This window comes from Mangrovibrevibacter kandeliae, from assembly GCF_024519155.1.
Lineage (GTDB): Bacteria > Pseudomonadota > Alphaproteobacteria > Rhizobiales > Rhizobiaceae > Mangrovibrevibacter > Mangrovibrevibacter kandeliae.
The window spans coordinates 955,116-971,532 of the sequence record NZ_JANIFJ010000001.1; the positions used below are offsets into that span (position 1 = coordinate 955,116).

Below are 16,417 nucleotides of genomic sequence, written 5' to 3' on the forward strand. Positions count from 1 at the left end.
CGGCCGGACGAAGGGTGTCCATGACCGCGCACGCGCTGTCGCCAGACCTGTTCGCCGCGGCGCTGACGCTGTGGGACTTCCACAACGCCGTTGCCCCGCCGCCCGACGGGGCGCGGTTCGATGCGGTGGTCGGTCTCGGCAGCTACGACGACAGCGTCGCCCGCCATGCCGCGGAGCTGGTGCTGGCGGATCGGGCGCCGTGGCTGGTCTTCAGCGGCAGGGAAGGCAACTGGACCGCTGGCGAGTTCGGTGACACCGAGGCAGCGCGCTTCGCTGCCGTGGCGCGTCGTGAGGGCGTGCCGGCGGATCGGATCCTGCTCGAGCCGACGGCCACCAATCTCGGCGCCAATGTCGTGGCGAGCGAGGCACTTCTGCGCGGGCGCGGGCTGTCGCGCACGCTCTGGGTGACCAAGCCACAGACCCGGCTGCGGCTCGCACTTACCTTGCGTCGCCAGACGACGCTGGTCGATTGGAGCGTCACGGCGCCCTCCCGCAGCCTTTCGCAGGCGTTGGACCTGTTCGGCGCCGAGAGGATCCTGGAGGAGATGGTTGGCGACTTCGACCGCGTGCTGGCCTACCCGGCGCGCGGACTGCAGGCCGAGGCCGAGGTGCCGGAGGCGGTGCACGCGGCCGCTGCGGTGGTCGCTGGGGCCGGCTACAACCGCCACCGGCTTTAGCGCGTGTGATGGATGAAACCGACGGCGGCGCCGGATTGGTGGGCGGTGCCCCGCAGGTCGGAGCGCCTCGCCCGGGCGCAGACGGTCGACACTCGTTGGTCGCGACTGGTCACGACATCGTGAGGCGGACGCGTGCGGAGGAGAGGGCGATCAGCTTGGCTTACACTTGATGGCTGTCGGTTTATGTCGGCGCAACTCGTCCCATGTCTAGATTTTCTTCCGGATCGGCGAGTAGAGATCTCCAGCGAGAACCCTCAGTTGTACGTAACTACTTTTTTTGACGACTGAGCTTAACCGCTTTTCAAAGGGTTATGAGCGAATGCTCGTGGAAACACCATTGTGCCCGCGTCCCCCGGGCGCCCCTAGCAGAAAGCGATAGCGCATGGCTCTTTTTCGTTCGGACGCCGCCAACGTACTCGGCGCCATCTCCAAGTCGCTGGCCGTGATCGAGTTCGATCCGACGGGCAAGATCCTGACGGCGAACGAAAACTTCCTGACGACGATGGGCTACCAGCTCGCGGAGATCCAGGGCCGTCACCACAGCATGTTTGCCGCGCCGGACTACGCGAACTCCAACGAATACAAGCAGTTCTGGCAGACGCTGGCGCGCGGCGAAAGCGAGAGCGGCGTGTTCTGGCGCTACGGCAAGGGTGGCCGTGTGGTGGTCATCCGCGCGTCCTACAATCCGGTGCGCGATGGCGGCGGCAAGGTCTACAAGGTGGTCAAGGTTGCGAGCGACATCACCGAGACCAAGCTCGGGGAGCTGGAGACTGCAGCCTGGCGGGACGCGCTGTCGCGCGTGCAGGCGATCATCGAGTTCACGCCTTCGGGCGAGATCCTGAACGCGAACGAGAACTTCCTCACGACGATGGGGTACCGCCTGGAGGAAATCCGGGGCAAGCATCATCGCATGTTCGTCGAGCCGGCCTTCGCCAACTCCGCCGATTACGAGCAGTTCTGGGCAAAGCTGCGCAGTGGCCAGTACGTCGCCGACCAGTTCAAGCGCGTCGGCAAGGGCGGCAAGGAGGTCCACATCCAGGCCTCCTACAACCCGATCAAGGATCAGGACGGCAAGGTCTTCAAGGTGGTGAAGTTCGCCACCGACATCACGCTGCGGATCGCCTCGGTGCGGGCGCTGGGCGCAGGCCTGCGGGAACTCGCCCAGGGCGACCTCGAGCAGCAGCTTCAGATGGAGTTCTCGCCGAACTTCCTGTCGCTGAAGACCGACTTCAACGAGTCGATCGAGCATCTGCGCGAGGCGATGCGCGAAGTCGGCGCCCATGCCGCCACGATCAAGGGCGGCGCGGACCAGATCCGTCGCGCTGCGGACGACCTTGCCGGTCGCACCGAGCAGCAGGCCTCGGCGCTGGAAGAGACGTCGGCGACCCTGTCCGAGCTGACGGACACGGTGAAGCAGTCGAGCAAGCGGGCCGAGGAGGCCGGGCAATTGGTCGGGCGCACCAAGGCCGATGCCGAGCGGTCCGGTGTCAGCGTCTCGCGTGCCGTCGAGGCGATGGCCCATATCGAGAAGTCCTCCGAAGCGATCGGCAAGATCATCGGCGTGATCGACGAGATCGCCTTCCAGACCAACCTTCTGGCGCTGAACGCCGGCGTCGAGGCGGCGCGCGCCGGCGAGGCGGGACGCGGCTTTGCCGTCGTCGCCCAGGAGGTCCGTGGGCTCGCCCAGCGCTCGGCGGAAGCGGCAAAGGAGATCAAGGATCTGATCTCCACCTCGCATCATCAGGTGCAGTCCGGCGTCGAACTCGTCGGCGAAGCCGGCAAGTCGCTGCAGGCGATCGTCACCGGCGTCCTCGAGATCGACGGCCTCGTGGCGTCGATCGTGGAAACGGCGCGCTCACAGGCGATCGGCCTCAACGAGATCAACGTCGCGATCGGGACGCTCAACAACGCCACCCAGCAGAACGCCGCGATGGTCGAGGAGACGACCGCGGCCGGCAACGAGCTGGCGACGGAGGCGGGCGATCTCAACAAGCTTCTGGCGAAGTTCCGCACCGGTGCGGCGAACATTCGCCACTCCGGCGGCTACGGTTCGCACGCCCGCGCGGCCTGACCGACGATCGTCGGGGGCAGCCGCGCGCTGCCGCTGCGATGCCGGCTCACAGGAGCGGGCTGATCAGCCGCGCGATGTTCTCGACGACCTGCTGAAGCCGCGGGCGCGCGTTCCAGCGCTCGCGGTCCAGCCGGTCGCTGGTCGCAAGATACTCATCCTCGATCTGCCGCAGCCGCAGCGTGAACTCGCGGCTGTAGACGATGAGGCTGATCTCGGAGTTGAGCTCGAAGGAGCGCATGTCGACATTGGACGAGCCGATGAGGCCGATCCGGTTGTCGATGCTCAGATGCTTGGCGTGGAGGAATTTCGGCTTGAACAGGTCGACCTGCACGCCGGCGTCGATGAGCCCGGCGAAATAAGAGCGCTCCGCGAGATCGACGAGCTTGTTGTCGGTGCGTGCGGAGACAATGAGGTGCGTGTCGACGCCGCGCAGGGCGGCCGTGCGCAGCGCGGTCAGCAACGCCTCGTTGGGGATGAAGTAGGGGGTGACGATCGCCACGCGCTCGCGCGCGCCATGGATCAGCGCGGTGAAGACGTCGTCGATGCGCCCGTCGGGATAGTCGGGACCGCTCGGCAGAAGCTGGGTGACGGTCTCGCCGCAGTGGGGCAGGGGGCGCGGGAACAGCTCGGGCCCGTCGATCCGCTCCAGCGTCTCCAGGAACCAGTCGCCGATATAGGTGGTCTGCAGCATCGCAACGCAAGGGCCGGTGACGCGGGCGACGAGCTCGCGGTTGACGAGGCCCGGCTCGCTCTCCGCCTTGATCAGGTTCTGCGAGCCGACCCAGCCGATGCGTCCGTCGATGACGACGATCTTGCGATGGTTGCGCAGGTCCGCGCGGGTCGCCCTGTTCCAGAAGCGGAAGGGTAGCACGATCCGCATCTCGACCGACGTCCCCTTCAGACGCTTCTCGATTCCCTTGCGAAAGCGGCGCGAGCCGAAGGCGTCGATCAGCAGGCGGCAGGTGACGCCCCGATCCGTGGCCCGCACCAGCGCCTCGAGCACCGCTCCGCCGATCTCGTCGTCGGCGAAGATGTAGTAGAGGAGGTGGACGTGGTGCTCGGCCTTGTCGATGTCGGCGATCAGACGCCGCACGGCGGCCTCGTAGCGTGGCTCGAGTTCGACGGCATTGCCGCCGAGCGACGGCAGGCTGCCGATCGCCTCGGCCAGATGCGCCGCGCGGGTGAGCTCGGCGGGCAACTCGGCCAGCTCCTTCTTGATCGCCGCATCGGCGTCGCGCATCGCCCGGTGGATGACGTCGGGTAGCGCCTTGACCCGCTTGCGGCGCCATCGCGGATGGCGCGAACGCCCGATGGCGAAGTACAGCAACACGGCCGGCAAGGGCGCTACGAAGAATAGCAGCAGCCAGCCCTTGGCCGCATCCGGCGAGCGATAATAGGGAACGATCACGACCGCGGCCAGACGGATCGCCCACTCGGCGGCGAACCAACTCCAGCCCAGCACCTCGCTTGGAATGTCCATGCCCATCCGACCGACGCCGCTCCTGCGGCAGAACGCGCCGCAGCTCGCTTTCAGCCGGCTGCGCGAATGGCGTCAAGATCAGCCTTGGCTCGCGCCGCGAGCGCCCGCCGCTTCGCGGCACCCTCGGTGTCGCCGAGGCGGATATGGGCCCAGACCGGAAGATGGTCGGAGGCGCGGCGCGAGCGCTCGGACTTGTGGACGCCGGAGGCTTCGACGCCGATGTCGAGGCTGGTGATGATCCGGTCGAACGACGCGAAGGGCATGTGCGAGTGAAAGCTCGCGCCGGGTGCCACGACATGGTGCTCGTCGGCGAAGTGGACGAGGCAGCCGCCTTCGGTGGTCCATTCGTTGAGGTCGCCCATCATCACCGTCGGCAACGCGTCTTCCAGGGCCTCCAGATGGTCGAGCACCGCGCGCGCCTGACGCTTGCGCCACAGGCTGACGAGCCCGAGATGCATGCCGACGACCCGCAGCCCGAAGCCGTCGATGTCGAGATCGGCGAGGGCCGCGCCGCGAGGCTCCAGGGCCGGCAGCACGAGCTGCTTCAGACGGATCACCTCGAAGGACTGGCGCACGAGGATGGTGTTGCCGTGCCAACCGAGGCTCTGGGGCCGCGAGCCGAAGGACAGCGCCTTGTAGGGCGTGTCGCGCACGATGTGCTCGGGTGACAGCGACGACGTCCGGGTGCCGAAGCGGCGGTCGACCTCTTGAAGCGCGACGATGTCGGCGTCGATCTCGCTGAGCACGCCGAGGATCTGGTCCGGCCGCCGTCGCCAGTCCGTCCCCACGCTCTTGCGGATGTTGTAGGAGGCGACGCGGACCGTGCGGGTCCTCGGCACTCGTCCGGCCGGACGGCCGTTGTGTTCGCTGTCCCGGTCCGACTGCTCCGCCACTTCGAACTCCGTCACGTCGAGGCCCGTCCGCCGCTGTGCCTATCGCCCACCGGCACCCGCCGGTTTGCAAACCGGGCCGCTGAGCCTAGCTAGGCGCGGACCCTCCCGGTTCAAGAAAGGTGCCGCATGTCCAACGTCCCGATGCTCGACCTCAACGATGGCCGGCAGATGCCGCAGCTCGGCTTCGGTGTCTGGCAGATCCCCGATGACGAGGCGAGCGAGGCGGTGAAGACCGCGCTCGAGGCGGGCTACCGCTCGATCGACACCGCGATGATCTACCGCAACGAGGCCGGCGTCGGGCGTGCGATCGCCGAGAGCGGCGTCGCGCGGAACGACCTCTTCGTCACCACCAAGCTGTGGAACGAGGATCAGGGTTATGACACGACGCTACGTGCGTTCGACGCCAGTCTGGAGCGGCTCGGGCTGGAGCACATCGATCTCTATCTGATCCACTGGCCGATGCCGGGCCGCGGCCTCTACGTCGAGAGCTGGCGTGCGCTGACCGAGTTGCAGAAGCAGGGCAGGGCGACCTCGATCGGGGTCTCGAACTTCATGCCGGAGCACATCCAGGCGGTGGTCGACGCGACCGGCGTCGTGCCTGCGGTCAACCAGATCGAGCTTCATCCGCGCTTCCAGCAGGCCGAGAGCCGGCGCGCCCACACGGCGTTGAACATCGCGACGGAATCCTGGAGCCCGCTCGGCCGCGGCAGGGTGTTCGACGATCCGCTGTTCGTGGAACTTGCCGAACGCTACGGGAAGACGACCGCACAGGTGATCTTGCGCTGGCACATCGACAGCGGGCTCGTCGTCATCCCGAAGTCGGTGACCCCGGAGCGGATCCGGCAGAACATCGACATCTTCGACTTCCACCTCAGCGACGCGGACCTGCGCCGCATCGACGCATTGGATGATTCGAACGGAAGGATCGGCTCGGATCCGCGCACGATGAACGGCTGAGGCCGGGCGCATCGCTCGCCTCTCGGAACCCTGTGCGCCGGCCCGCGGTTACCGGCGCACACGAGGTTCAGGAGTATGAGCGATGACCGACGACGAGGCGCGAATCCGCCAGAAGGCCTACGAACTCTGGGAGGCCGAAGGCCGCCCGGAGGGGCGCCAGGAGGAACATTGGGCCGAAGCCAAGGAGATCGTGGCTCTGCGCGACAGCTTCGACACCACGCTGCGGCCGCTGGACCAGACGATCGACGAGCCTGACGAGCCGGAGTTCATCGCCGAGGAGCAGGGCGACATGCCTGGTCTCGACGACAACGGCGACGGCGCCAAGGGTCCGAGCTGGGACAATGTGCGCGAGCTCGCCGATCAGCGTGCGCTGGAGGTCGAGGACAAGCCGGCCACGAAGAAGCGCCGTCCCCCGCGCGCTTCCTGACCGGCAGCCCGGCACTCTCACATCATCATTTGACAGGAGCCTCACATGGCACGCGAACTTCCTGAACAGCGCGAGTTCGACATGGGCCGCGGCACGGCGACGCGCGGCAACAGCGAGCTCGATCCTTCCGATATCGAACTGGTGGAGGTCGAGCTGCGCGACGACATGCGCGATCCCGCCGATCGGGAGCCGGGAACGCTGGCCGACGACGACGCCCTCTACGTCGACGTCTCGGCCGAGCCGGCCTCGGAGGTCACCGGAACGCTTCCGATGACGGACGACGCCGAGACCGAGGACGGGCTCGACGATCTGGAAGAGGTCGTCCGGGAGGAGGCCGAGGAGCGCCCCCTCGGCGGCCGCGGCGGCTTCAACGGCTGAACGCCTTCGGAAGCGGTCCCGTCAGTAGGCGTTTTTCGACCTCAGCAGGCTGAAGGGCGTGGCGACCAGGATGTAGAAGTCCAGGAGCAGGGACCAGTTCTCGATGTAGACGAGGTCGTGCTCGAAGCGGTGCTTCAGCTTCTCCGGCTCGTCGATCTCGCCGCGCCAACCCTTGATCTGGGCCCAGCCCGTGATGCCGGGCTTGACCTTGTGACGGCCGAAATAGCCGTCGACGATGTCCACGAACGTTTGGTTCTGGCTCGAGATCGCCCGCACCGCGTGCGGTCGCGGGCCAACCAGCGACAGTTCGCCGCGCAGGACGTTGACGAGCTGCGGCAACTCGTCGATCGAACTCTTGCGAATGAACTTGCCGACCCGGGTGACCCGGTTGTCGCCCTTGGTGACGATCTTTGCGGCCGACGGATCGGACTGCTCGTGCTTGAGCGAGCGGAACTTGTAGACGTTGATGATCCGGTTGTTGAAGCCATGCCGCTTCTGCCGGAAGATCACCGGGCCACGCGTGTCCAGCTTGATGGCGATCGCCGTCGCCAGCATCAGCGGCGCGGCGAGCACGAGCGAGATCGAGGCGAAGACGATGTCGAAGGCGCGCTTGGCGACCGCATCCCACTCGTCCAGCGGCCTGTCGAACACGTCGAGCAGCGGCACCTCTCCGATATAGGAGTAGCTGCGCGGCAGGAGCCGGATCTGGCTCGACTGTGCCGACAGGTGGATGTCGAGCGGCAGCACCCAGAGCTCCTTCAGGAGCGACAGCACGCGCTTCTCCGCCGAGAGCGGGAGCGTCACGATGAGCATGTCGATCTCGGCAAGACGCGCGAACTCGACGAGCTGGCGGATGGTGCCGAGCTTGTGGTAGCCGGCCACCATCGGCGGCGAGCGGCGGTCGCCGCGATCATCGAAGATACCGCAGACCCGGATGTCGCTGTCGGGCTGCGCCTCAAGGCTGCGGATGAGGCTTTCGGCGCTCGCGCCGCCGCCGACGATGACTGCGCGCCGCTCGAGAATGCCGTTGCGCCGCCAGCTGCGCAGCCGGGCCCGGAGCAGCAGCCGAGCGCCGAACAACACGGCGGCGCTGCTCGCCATCCAGATGCCGAGCCACATCCGCGACACGTCGTGCTGGGCCTTCATGAAGAACAGCGCGACGGCGATCACCGCCAGCGTCCCGGAAAGGCCAGCCGCAACGCGCAGGCCCTGCTGGCCGAGGGTGCGAAGGGTCGAGAACTGGTAGGCCTGGGCGACCTGCAGCGTCAGGCTGCAGAGGACGGAGCCGGCGAGGATGAGCGTGACATAGGTTTCGAGCGTCCCGGGCCCGTAGCCGACATAGGCGAGATAGCCGACGAAGCCGCTCATCGCGATCAGCGCGATCTCGACCATGCGCAGAAGGCCGGTGAGCATGCGCGGCGAGATCGACTTGTCGCGGAACTGGCGCGCCGTGCGGCGGGCGAACGGGTTGAGCTCGACCTCGGCCGGGTCGAGCGGCGGCGCCGGGAGCGTTTCCAGCGTCTTGCGCGTGACGGGCAGTTGCTCGAGGTCAGGCATCGGCGTCCGCGGTGAGGGATGGCGCCGCCACTTGCGCGGAGGCAGGCGCGGCCAGTCGACCGCTGAGACTAGCGATCAGTCCCTAAAAGAGAATTGAAGCGGCCGCGCGGGTTGAGGCGGCCGGTCAGAACAGCCGTTCGCGCACGTAGATCGTGTCGCCCGGCAGGATCGGGTCGGTGATCGGCACCCGCCCTGTGATGATGCGCCCGTTGATCTGACGGGTGACGTCGACCGAGCGCTGTTCGCCACGCGGAGTAAAGCCGCCGGCGACGGCGATGGCGTTCTGCACCGTCATCCGCGGCACGTAGCTGTACTGGCCGCCGGTCGCGACCTCGCCCATGATGAAGAACGGCCGGTACTGCTCGACCTCGACCGACACGTCAGGCTGCTGCAGATAACCGTTGCGATAGGCCGTGGCGAGCTCGCCCTCGAGCTCTTTCGTCGTCTTGCCGCGGGCGGGGACCGCGCCGACGAGAGGCATCGCGAGGTAACCGGACTTGTCTACCGCGTAAGTGTTGGTCAGGCCGTCCTGTTCGAAGATGGTGACGCGCACCTTGTCGCCGGCGTCGAGCCTGTAGGGCTCGTCGAGCACCTTGTGGAACGCGGGCGAGACCGGCTTGTAGGACGCGCAACCGCCGAGCAAACCGGCGGCCGCCACCAGCGCCGTCACGATCCTCCAGACCCCTGTCGCCACGACCGTTCCCTCCTCCGCATTCAGTGCGCACCCGAGCCTTATGGCTTCGTTAGGGTTAAGGCGGAGTTAATCAACCTCGAGTTGTTACCGGGTCCGGCGCGGGCCGTACATCCAGCGGATCAGCAGCATCGCCGGAAGCACCCAGAGGAGGCCGGAACCGGCAAAGTAGAGGAGATGGACGAGGCCGCCGGCGTCGGCGAGGTAGACCGTGGCGAAGGCCGTCGCGAACACGGCATAGACGATGACGAGAAGGACCAGAAGGACGGTCCCGATCAGCTTTCTCAACCGTATCGGCATAGGACCTCGTTCATCCCGTCTTCCGGCTCGAGTGGCGGGCGTCCCGCAGCGCTTGCGTCTTCGCCTGCCGCTCCGGCAATGCCAGAGTCTCGCTGCGGCGTCGAGGGTGCTTGCGGTCGGCGGCCCGATCGGTCACATGGCGGCCGGAGATGCTCACATGACCAGTCCTGCTACCGTCGACGACAGCCGCTACCTCTCGGCACGCCAGCATTCCGGCGAGGCCGACCGCACCGCGATCCGGCTGTGGCTCTATATCGTCGCGGCGGTGATCGTCGCGCTCGTGCTGGTCGGCGGCGCGACCCGGCTCACCGAGTCCGGCCTTTCGATCACCGAGTGGAAGCCGGTTCACGGCGTGATTCCGCCGCTGTCGGATGACGAATGGCAGGACGAGTTCACGCGCTACCAGCAGATCCCGCAATATCAGGCTTTGAACGCCGACATGAATCTCGACGGCTTCAAGACGATCTACTGGTGGGAGTGGACGCACCGGCTGCTGGCCCGCGGCGTCGGCGTTGTCTTCGCCCTGCCGCTCCTGTTCTTCTGGGTGAGCGGGCGCATCGAACCTTTTCTAAAGCCTCGTCTTCTGGGGATCCTCCTGCTTGGAGGCCTGCAGGGCGCCGTCGGCTGGTGGATGGTCGCCTCCGGGCTCGTGGCGCGCACCGAAGTCAGCCAGTACCGCCTCGCCATCCACCTGACGCTCGCCTGCCTCATCTTCACCGCCACGCTCTGGGTCGCGCGCGGGCTCGCGCCGCACGCGGATGACCGCACGCCCTCGCGCCATTCGGCGAAGGTCGGGGCGCTCCTGACGCTGCTGGCGCTTTGCCAGATCTATCTCGGCGGGCTCGTCGCCGGCCTGCGGGCCGGGCTCACCTTCAACACCTGGCCGCTGATGGACGGGCAGCTCGTGCCAGCCGGCCTCTTCGTCATGTCGCCGTGGTGGCGCAACCTGTTCGAGAACGTCATGACCGTGCAGTTCGTGCACCGCTGCGGCGCTTACCTGCTGCTGACCGTCGCCGTTCTGCACGCCGTCGCGGCCTGGGCGCAGGCGCCGGGAAGCACGCATGCGCGCCGCGCAACGGTGCTGGCGCTGCTCGTGGCGGGACAGGCAAGCCTCGGCATCACCACGCTGCTCTTGCAGGTGCCGATCGGCTGGGCGCTCTTGCATCAGGCCGGAGCGTTGCTCGTGCTCGGCTTTGCCGTTGCGCACTGGCGCGGGCTGGCGGGGCCGTACCCGCAGGTGTTCCGGCTGGCCGTGCGCAGCTGACGGACGGCGGCCCGCAGCCCGCAGCCCGACGGATGCGCGCCAGGTCAGGTCATCATCGATGCGCGGTCGAGGAGGGAGCAAGGAATGAGCCGCTTCTGGAGCGCGACGACACATCGCCTTGAGCCCTATGTGCCGGGAGAGCAGCCCCGCATTGCCGGCCTCATCAAGCTCAACACCAACGAGAGCCCCTTCGAGCCCTCGCCGGCGGTGCGCGACGCGATCGCGGCGGCGGCGGCCGAGAGCCTGCGGCTCTACCCGGACCCGGCCGCGACGGCGCTGCGCGAGGCGCTGGCCGCCCATCACGGCGTCAGGTCGGACGAGGTCTTCGTCGGCAACGGCTCGGACGAGGTGCTGGCGCACACCTTCGCTGCCCTTCTGCGGCACGAGCGGCCGCTGCTGTTTCCGGACGTCACCTACAGCTTCTATCCCGTCTATTGCGGCCTCTTCGGTATCGCGCACGAGACGGTGCCGCTGGACGAGGGCCTGCGCATCCGCGTCGACGACTACCGGCGCGAGGCGGGCGCGGTGATCCTCGCCAATCCGAATGCCCCGACCGGCATCGCGCTCGACCGCAAGTCCATCGCGGCGCTGCTCGCGGCGCAGCCCGACGTCCCGGTGGTGATCGACGAGGCCTATGTCGACTTTGGCGGCGAGACGGCCATCCCGCTCGTCGCCGACCATCCGAACCTCCTCGTGGTGCGCACGATGTCGAAGTCGCGCGCGCTCGCCGGGCTGCGCGTCGGCTACGCCATTGGTGACAGGGCTCTGATCGAGGGGCTGACCCGCGTCAAGGACAGCTTCAACTCGTATCCGCTCGGCCGGCCGGCGCAAGCCGGCGCCATCGCTTCGATCGCCGACGACGAGGCGTTCCGACGGGGCGTCGCGACGATCCTCGCCAATCGCGAGAGGATGCGGCGGGGGCTCGATGAGCGCGGTTTCGAGGTGCTGCCGTCGGCGGCGAATTTCGTCTTCGCGCGCCATCCCGCCTGGCCGGGCGCGGCGCTCGCGGCCGCGCTGCGCGAGCGCGCGGTGCTGGTGCGCCATTTCGCCAAGCCGCGGATCGCGGACTTCCTTCGCATCACCGTCGGGAGCGGCGAGGAGGTCGCCCGGCTGCTGAGCGAGCTCGACGCGATCCTTCGAGCCTGACGACCGCCCGCCGTCGGGCCCTCCGGGATCAGGGGAACAGCGGCAGCTGCTCGATGCCCGTCGTCTCCTCGATGCCATAGGCCACGTTGAAGTTCTGCAGGGCCTGGCCGGCCGAGCCCTTCACGAGGTTGTCGAGCGTCGAGATGACGATGGCGCGGCCGGGGATGCGATCCGGCACGACGTTGATGACGACGTAGTTCGAGCCGCGCACCATCTGCGTCTGCGGCAGCACGCCTTCCTCGGCGATGGTGACGAAGGGCTCGGCCGCGTAGGTTTCGACAAGCCGCTCGCGTAGCGTCTTCCAGGTCGCGCCCTCGGCGAGGCGGACATAGGTCGTGCAGAGCTCGCCGCGGCTCATCGGGATGAGGTGGGGCGTGAAGTTGACCCGCAGGTCCGCGAGCCCGGCCGCCTTGCCGACCTCCTGCTCGATCTCGGCCATGTGCCGGTGCTTGCCGACCGAGTAGGGCGACAGGCCTTCGCCGGCCTCGCAGAAGAGGGTGTTCTCCTTGAGCCCGCGGCCGGCGCCCGACACGCCCGACTTGGCGTCGATCACGATGTCGGTCGCATCGATGAGGTCGGCGCCGGCGAGCGGCAGCAGCGCGAGCAGCACCGCCGTCGGATAGCAGCCGGGGCAGGCGATCAGCCGGGCATCGGCGATCTGCGACCGATAGACCTCGGTGAGGCCGTAGACCGCCTCCTCCTGCAGGTCGAGCGCGGTGTGGTCGAGCCCGTACCATTCCTTGTAGACGGCAGGATCGCGCAGCCGGAAATCGGCGGACATGTCGATCACCTTCACACCCGGATGCTCGTCGAGCAGCCGCTTGGTGATCGCCTGCGTGGTGCCGTGCGGCAGGCCGCAGAACACCGCGTCGACCGAGCCCCAGTCCGCCGCCTCGATGGTGACGAGATCGGGGAGGTCGAGATGGGAAAGATGGCGGAACACGGCGCGCATCGGCTTGCCGGCATGGCTGTTGGCCGTCAGCAGCGCGATCTCGATGTGGGGATGGCGTGCGGCCAGGCGCACCAGATCCGCGCCCGTATAGCCGCTGGCGCCGAGGACGCCGATCCTGATCTTGTCCGCCATGGAAAGCACTCCGCTGTCACGAGCCCGCTCCTGAGCCCGGCAGCGATGTAATCCCTTGCGGGCGCGATGTCAGCCCTTCGCCTTGCGCTCGGCAAGGAGGCCGATGAGGTACATCGCGACCGTCGCGCCGGCGATCGCGGTCATGTCGGCATGGTCGTAGGGCGGCGACACCTCCACGACGTCGGCGCCGACGATGTCGAGCGCGCCGAGCTTGTGCAGCACCGCCAGCATCTTCGCGCTGGACGGCCCGCCGGCGACCGGCGTGCCGGTCCCCGGTGCGAAGGCGACGTCCAGGCAGTCGATGTCGAAGGTGAGGTAGACCTTGCGGCCGCCGACGCGTGCCCTGATCCGTTCGGCGATGGCGACGCTCGTCATGTCCTCGACGGCGTTGCCGTGGATGATCTCAATGCCGAGATCGTCGGGCGCATGGGTGCGGATGCCGACCTGAATCGACGCGGTGGGGTCGATCAGCCGCTCCGGCACGGCGGCGGTGACGAAGGAGCCGTGGTCGACGCGACCCTCCGCCGTCTCCCACGTGTCCTGGTGAGCGTCGAAATGGACGAGCGCGAGAGGCCCGTGCGTCTCGGCGTGGGCCTGCAGCAGCGGATAGGTGATCGAATGGTCGCCGCCGAGCGTCAGGAGGAAGCCGGTCTTCCTCAGGATCGCCGCGGCTTCGGCTCGGATCGCCGCGTGCGCCTGGTCGGGCTTGCGGTAGTCGAGCAGGCAGTCGCCGTAGTCGACCACCGAGAGCTTCTCGAAGAGGTCGCGTCCGAAGGGATATTGCGGGTCGTTGTCGAAGATCATCGAGGCGCGCCGCAGCGCCTGCGGCCCGAAGCGGGCGCCCGGCCGGTTCGAGACGAGCCCGTCGAAGGGCACGCCCCAGACGGTGACGTCGGCGGCCTCGGCGCTCTTGGTGAGGCGGCGGCGCAGGAAGGAGGGCACGCCGGCATAGGTCGGGTCGGTCGCGGCGCCGAGGAGACCCTCGGCGGTGAAGGCGTGGTCGATGGTCTTGGCGGGCATGGCGTCACCGGTGCGTCTGAGGCAACGACGAGCTAGCGCAAGGGCGAGGCGGCGTGAAGGGCCCGATCAGCGTCGCGGCCAACGCTACCGCCCGTGCAGGAGGCGGACGATGGCGACGTGCCCCGAGAACACGCGATAGATCGCGGCATAGGGGGAGCCGGTGATCGGCAACTCGCGGGTCTGCGGCGCGCGGCCGCTACGGCCCAGCTTCTCGAACGCCCCGAGCCGTGAAACCCTATCGCCGATTCGCTCGAGCAGGTGCCGCGCCGCCTGCGGACGATCGACCTCGACGGCATCGACAATGTCGAGGAGATCGTTCCGGGCGCGCTTCCACCACTTATCCTGCACGCTTGCCGGCCTGCGACAGGCGCGACTCCAGCCGCTCTCGCGCCTCGGACATCACATCCTCATGCGCGACGAACTCGGCGCCCGGCTCGTCCATCTCGCGCAGCGCCGACTCGACCTCGTCGCGGAACCAAGCGTCGTAGCCCTTGGGCTCGGTCTCGCGCTGCACGAACGCGGCGATCATCTGGAGAAGCAGCGAGGGGCGGTCGGCATGCCCCTTCTCCCGCGCGAGCTCGTCGAGCGCGCCCGCCGTCTCGTCGTCGATCTCAACCTCGATGCTGATCATGCGCGCAGTCTCCGGGAGCCTTCAGACGAGGATAGGGCTTCCGAAGCCGATGCGCCACTTCGTGTGAGACGTAGATAATTCTGGCCACCCCAAGGACCGAACCCTCAGCTGGCCACATCCCCACAACGAAACGGCCGGGCGTGAGCCCGGCCGTCTGTGATGATGATGTGTCGATCCGAAGGGATCAGCGCTTGGAGAACTGGAAGGACCGACGGGCCTTCGCCTTGCCGTACTTCTTGCGCTCGACCGTACGGCTGTCGCGGGTGAGGAAGCCGCCCTTCTTGAGCACCGTGCGCAGGCCCGGCTCGTAGTAGGTCAGCGCCTTGGAGATGCCGTGGCGGACAGCGCCGGCCTGGCCGGAGAGGCCGCCGCCGGCGACCGTCGCGACGATGTCGAACTGGCCGTCGCGCTGGGCGGCGACGATCGGCTGGCGCAGCACCATCTGCAGCACCGGGCGGGCGAAGTACTCCGAGAAGTCCTTCTCGTTGATCAGGATGCGGCCGGAGCCCGGCTTCACCCAGACGCGGGCGACCGCGTCCTTCCGCTTGCCGGTCGCGTAGGCGCGGCCCTGGGCGTCGAGCTTCTGGACGTGCACGGGCGCGGCCTGCTCGTTGCCGCCGGCCGAGGCCGTCGAGAGATCCTGGAGCGAGGAGAGATCAGCCATTATGCGGCCCTCGAATTCTTGATGTTGAGTGCCTTCACGTCGAGCACTTCCGGGTTCTGGGCCTGGTGCGGATGCTCTGCGCCGGCATAGACGCGCAGGTTCTTCAGCTGGCGACGGCCGAGCGGCCCGCGCGGCAGCATGCGCTCCACGGCCTTCTCGACGACGCGCTCGGGGAAGCGGCCCTCGAGGATCTCGCGCGCCTTGCGCTCCTTGATCCCGCCGATATAGCCGGTGTGCCAGTAGTAGGTCTTGTCGGTGTACTTCTTGCCGGTGAAGTGCACCTTGTCCGCGTTGACGATGATGATGTTGTCACCGTCGTCGACGTGCGGCGTGAAGGTCGGCTTGTGCTTGCCGCGGAGGCGAAGCGCAACGAGGGAGGCGAGGCGGCCGACGACGAGCCCTTCGGCGTCGATCAGGATCCACTTCTTCTCCACCGTCTCGTTCTTCTGCGAGAAGGTCTTCATGTCAGGTCCTTGCGAAAGCGAAACGTCTGCGGACGTCTCGGTCCGCACAAGAAAAGGCGGCCTCCATGGGCCGCACTTCCTGCGCCGGCTTGTACGGCCTGTGCCTTGCACCGTCAAGACACCGTATTTGCGATCATGGACGCGAAAGTATCGTCAAATCAGTAACTTATCTAATGAGGTAATATAGTACCAGAAGAAATTGTGCTCGTCAGCCGCGCTCGTGCGGAAGGGCGTAGGTTGCGACCGCGTGCGCCGCGAGCTCATCGTCGCCCTCCGGCCGCACGGCGATGTCGGAGACCGCGAGGCGGCGGCCGAGCTTCAGGAGCCGCGCCTCGGCGAGGAGCGGGCCCGGGCGCGGACGGCGCAGGAAGTTGATCGTCATGTTGGTCGTCACCGCGAGGGCGACCGGGCCGACATGGGCGAGGACCACCGCGTAGGCCGCATAATCGGCGAGGGCGAAGAGGCTCGGACCGGAGACGGTGCCGCCCGGCCGCAGGTCCCGCTCGTCCGGCGCAAACCGCAGCACGGCCGTCCCCGAGCGCACCTCCGCCACGATGATCTCCCGCCCGGCGTGGCGCATCTGCGGGAACTCCAGCGCCAGGAAGGCGTCCACGTCATCCCGATCCATCAATGGCAGCATGGGCTCTCCTTCCCGCTCGTGACGCGAGCGTATAGACATTGCGGAAGATGCGCAGGCCAGGGACGAGCCTGGT

General features: G+C 67.7%; 19 protein-coding genes. 7 read left to right on the top strand and 12 right to left on the bottom strand.

The window, feature by feature from the left end; translation table 11 throughout:
• Positions 1-20 precede the first annotated feature (20 nt).
• Together NPA30_RS04575 and NPA30_RS04580 are read left to right on the top strand one after the other, a co-directional pair.
• The gene (locus NPA30_RS04575) at positions 21-677 is read left to right on the top strand and encodes an ElyC/SanA/YdcF family protein (RefSeq protein WP_256801182.1); all 657 of its coding nucleotides are present in this window, start codon (positions 21-23) and stop codon (positions 675-677) included.
• A gap of 382 nt (positions 678-1,059) precedes the next feature.
• Positions 1,060-2,748 carry a methyl-accepting chemotaxis protein gene (locus tag NPA30_RS04580; RefSeq protein ID WP_256801183.1) on the top strand — a complete coding sequence of 563 codons (1,689 nt, stop codon included), beginning with the start codon at positions 1,060-1,062 and terminating at the stop codon, positions 2,746-2,748.
• A gap of 46 nt (positions 2,749-2,794) precedes the next feature.
• Here NPA30_RS04580 and cls read toward each other — a convergent pair whose 3' ends face one another.
• Positions 2,795-4,228 (bottom strand): cardiolipin synthase, encoded by a 1,434-nt coding sequence (cls, locus tag NPA30_RS04585; protein WP_256801184.1) that lies wholly within the window; start codon positions 4,226-4,228, stop codon positions 2,795-2,797.
• 50 nt (positions 4,229-4,278) lie between these two features.
• Positions 4,279-5,136: an endonuclease/exonuclease/phosphatase family protein gene (locus tag NPA30_RS04590; RefSeq protein WP_256801185.1), complete on the bottom strand. Its 858-nt coding sequence runs from the start codon at positions 5,134-5,136 to the stop codon at positions 4,279-4,281.
• Positions 5,137-5,247: 111 nt separating this feature from the next.
• On the opposite strand from NPA30_RS04590, the gene NPA30_RS04595 reads away from it, so the two are divergent.
• The 3 genes from NPA30_RS04595 (at position 5,248) to NPA30_RS04605 (ending at position 6,883) form a co-directional block, all read left to right on the top strand.
• Positions 5,248-6,078, top strand: coding sequence for an aldo/keto reductase (locus NPA30_RS04595; protein WP_256801186.1), 831 nt, complete (start codon positions 5,248-5,250; stop codon positions 6,076-6,078).
• Positions 6,079-6,160: 82 nt separating this feature from the next.
• Positions 6,161-6,505: a DUF2934 domain-containing protein gene (locus NPA30_RS04600; protein WP_256801187.1), complete on the top strand. Its 345-nt coding sequence runs from the start codon at positions 6,161-6,163 to the stop codon at positions 6,503-6,505.
• Between the two features lie 45 nt (positions 6,506-6,550).
• A complete protein-coding gene (locus NPA30_RS04605; protein WP_256801188.1) occupies positions 6,551-6,883 on the top strand; it encodes a hypothetical protein in 333 nt (110 codons plus the stop codon).
• A 21-nt stretch (positions 6,884-6,904) separates the two neighbouring features.
• Here the strand turns inward: NPA30_RS04605 and NPA30_RS04610 are convergent, their stop codons facing one another.
• From NPA30_RS04610 to NPA30_RS04620, 3 genes are all read right to left on the bottom strand, one after another.
• Positions 6,905-8,440, bottom strand: a complete 1,536-nt coding sequence (locus NPA30_RS04610) for an undecaprenyl-phosphate glucose phosphotransferase (RefSeq protein ID WP_256801189.1) — start codon at positions 8,438-8,440, stop codon at positions 6,905-6,907.
• Positions 8,441-8,564: 124 nt separating this feature from the next.
• Positions 8,565-9,134 carry a polysaccharide biosynthesis/export family protein gene (locus NPA30_RS04615; protein WP_256801190.1) on the bottom strand — a complete coding sequence of 190 codons (570 nt, stop codon included), beginning with the start codon at positions 9,132-9,134 and terminating at the stop codon, positions 8,565-8,567.
• 84 nt (positions 9,135-9,218) lie between these two features.
• Positions 9,219-9,431: a DUF2842 domain-containing protein gene (locus tag NPA30_RS04620; RefSeq protein ID WP_256801191.1), complete on the bottom strand. Its 213-nt coding sequence runs from the start codon at positions 9,429-9,431 to the stop codon at positions 9,219-9,221.
• 157 nt (positions 9,432-9,588) lie between these two features.
• Here NPA30_RS04620 and NPA30_RS04625 point away from each other — a divergent pair, with 157 nt between their 5' ends.
• Positions 9,589-10,695, top strand: coding sequence for a COX15/CtaA family protein (locus NPA30_RS04625; protein ID WP_256801192.1), 1,107 nt, complete (start codon positions 9,589-9,591; stop codon positions 10,693-10,695).
• An 84-nt stretch (positions 10,696-10,779) separates the two neighbouring features.
• Entirely contained in the window at positions 10,780-11,841 is a 1,062-nt protein-coding gene (gene hisC, locus NPA30_RS04630; protein WP_256801193.1) for a histidinol-phosphate transaminase, read from the top strand.
• Between the two features lie 28 nt (positions 11,842-11,869).
• On the opposite strand, the gene argC is transcribed toward hisC, so the two are convergent.
• The 7 genes from argC to NPA30_RS04665 all read right to left on the bottom strand — a co-directional run bounded on the left by argC (position 11,870) and on the right by NPA30_RS04665 (position 16,383).
• Positions 11,870-12,925: an N-acetyl-gamma-glutamyl-phosphate reductase gene (gene argC, locus NPA30_RS04635; RefSeq protein ID WP_256801194.1), complete on the bottom strand. Its 1,056-nt coding sequence runs from the start codon at positions 12,923-12,925 to the stop codon at positions 11,870-11,872.
• Positions 12,926-12,994: 69 nt separating this feature from the next.
• The gene (gene speB / locus NPA30_RS04640) at positions 12,995-13,945 is read right to left on the bottom strand and encodes an agmatinase (RefSeq protein WP_256801195.1); all 951 of its coding nucleotides are present in this window, start codon (positions 13,943-13,945) and stop codon (positions 12,995-12,997) included.
• A gap of 84 nt (positions 13,946-14,029) precedes the next feature.
• Positions 14,030-14,293 (bottom strand): type II toxin-antitoxin system RelE/ParE family toxin, encoded by a 264-nt coding sequence (locus NPA30_RS04645; RefSeq protein ID WP_256801196.1) that lies wholly within the window; start codon positions 14,291-14,293, stop codon positions 14,030-14,032.
• Positions 14,283-14,576: a hypothetical protein gene (locus NPA30_RS04650; RefSeq protein ID WP_256801197.1), complete on the bottom strand. Its 294-nt coding sequence runs from the start codon at positions 14,574-14,576 to the stop codon at positions 14,283-14,285. The genes NPA30_RS04645 and NPA30_RS04650 overlap by 11 nt, the downstream gene beginning before the upstream one ends.
• 184 nt (positions 14,577-14,760) lie before the next feature.
• Positions 14,761-15,240: a 30S ribosomal protein S9 gene (gene rpsI / locus NPA30_RS04655; protein WP_256801198.1), complete on the bottom strand. Its 480-nt coding sequence runs from the start codon at positions 15,238-15,240 to the stop codon at positions 14,761-14,763.
• Positions 15,240-15,704 (bottom strand): 50S ribosomal protein L13, encoded by a 465-nt coding sequence (gene rplM, locus NPA30_RS04660; protein ID WP_256801199.1) that lies wholly within the window; start codon positions 15,702-15,704, stop codon positions 15,240-15,242. The genes rpsI and rplM overlap by 1 nt, the downstream gene beginning before the upstream one ends.
• Before the next feature lie 208 nt (positions 15,705-15,912).
• Positions 15,913-16,383 carry a PaaI family thioesterase gene (locus NPA30_RS04665; protein ID WP_256801200.1) on the bottom strand — a complete coding sequence of 157 codons (471 nt, stop codon included), beginning with the start codon at positions 16,381-16,383 and terminating at the stop codon, positions 15,913-15,915.
• Positions 16,384-16,417: the final 34 nt, after the last annotated feature.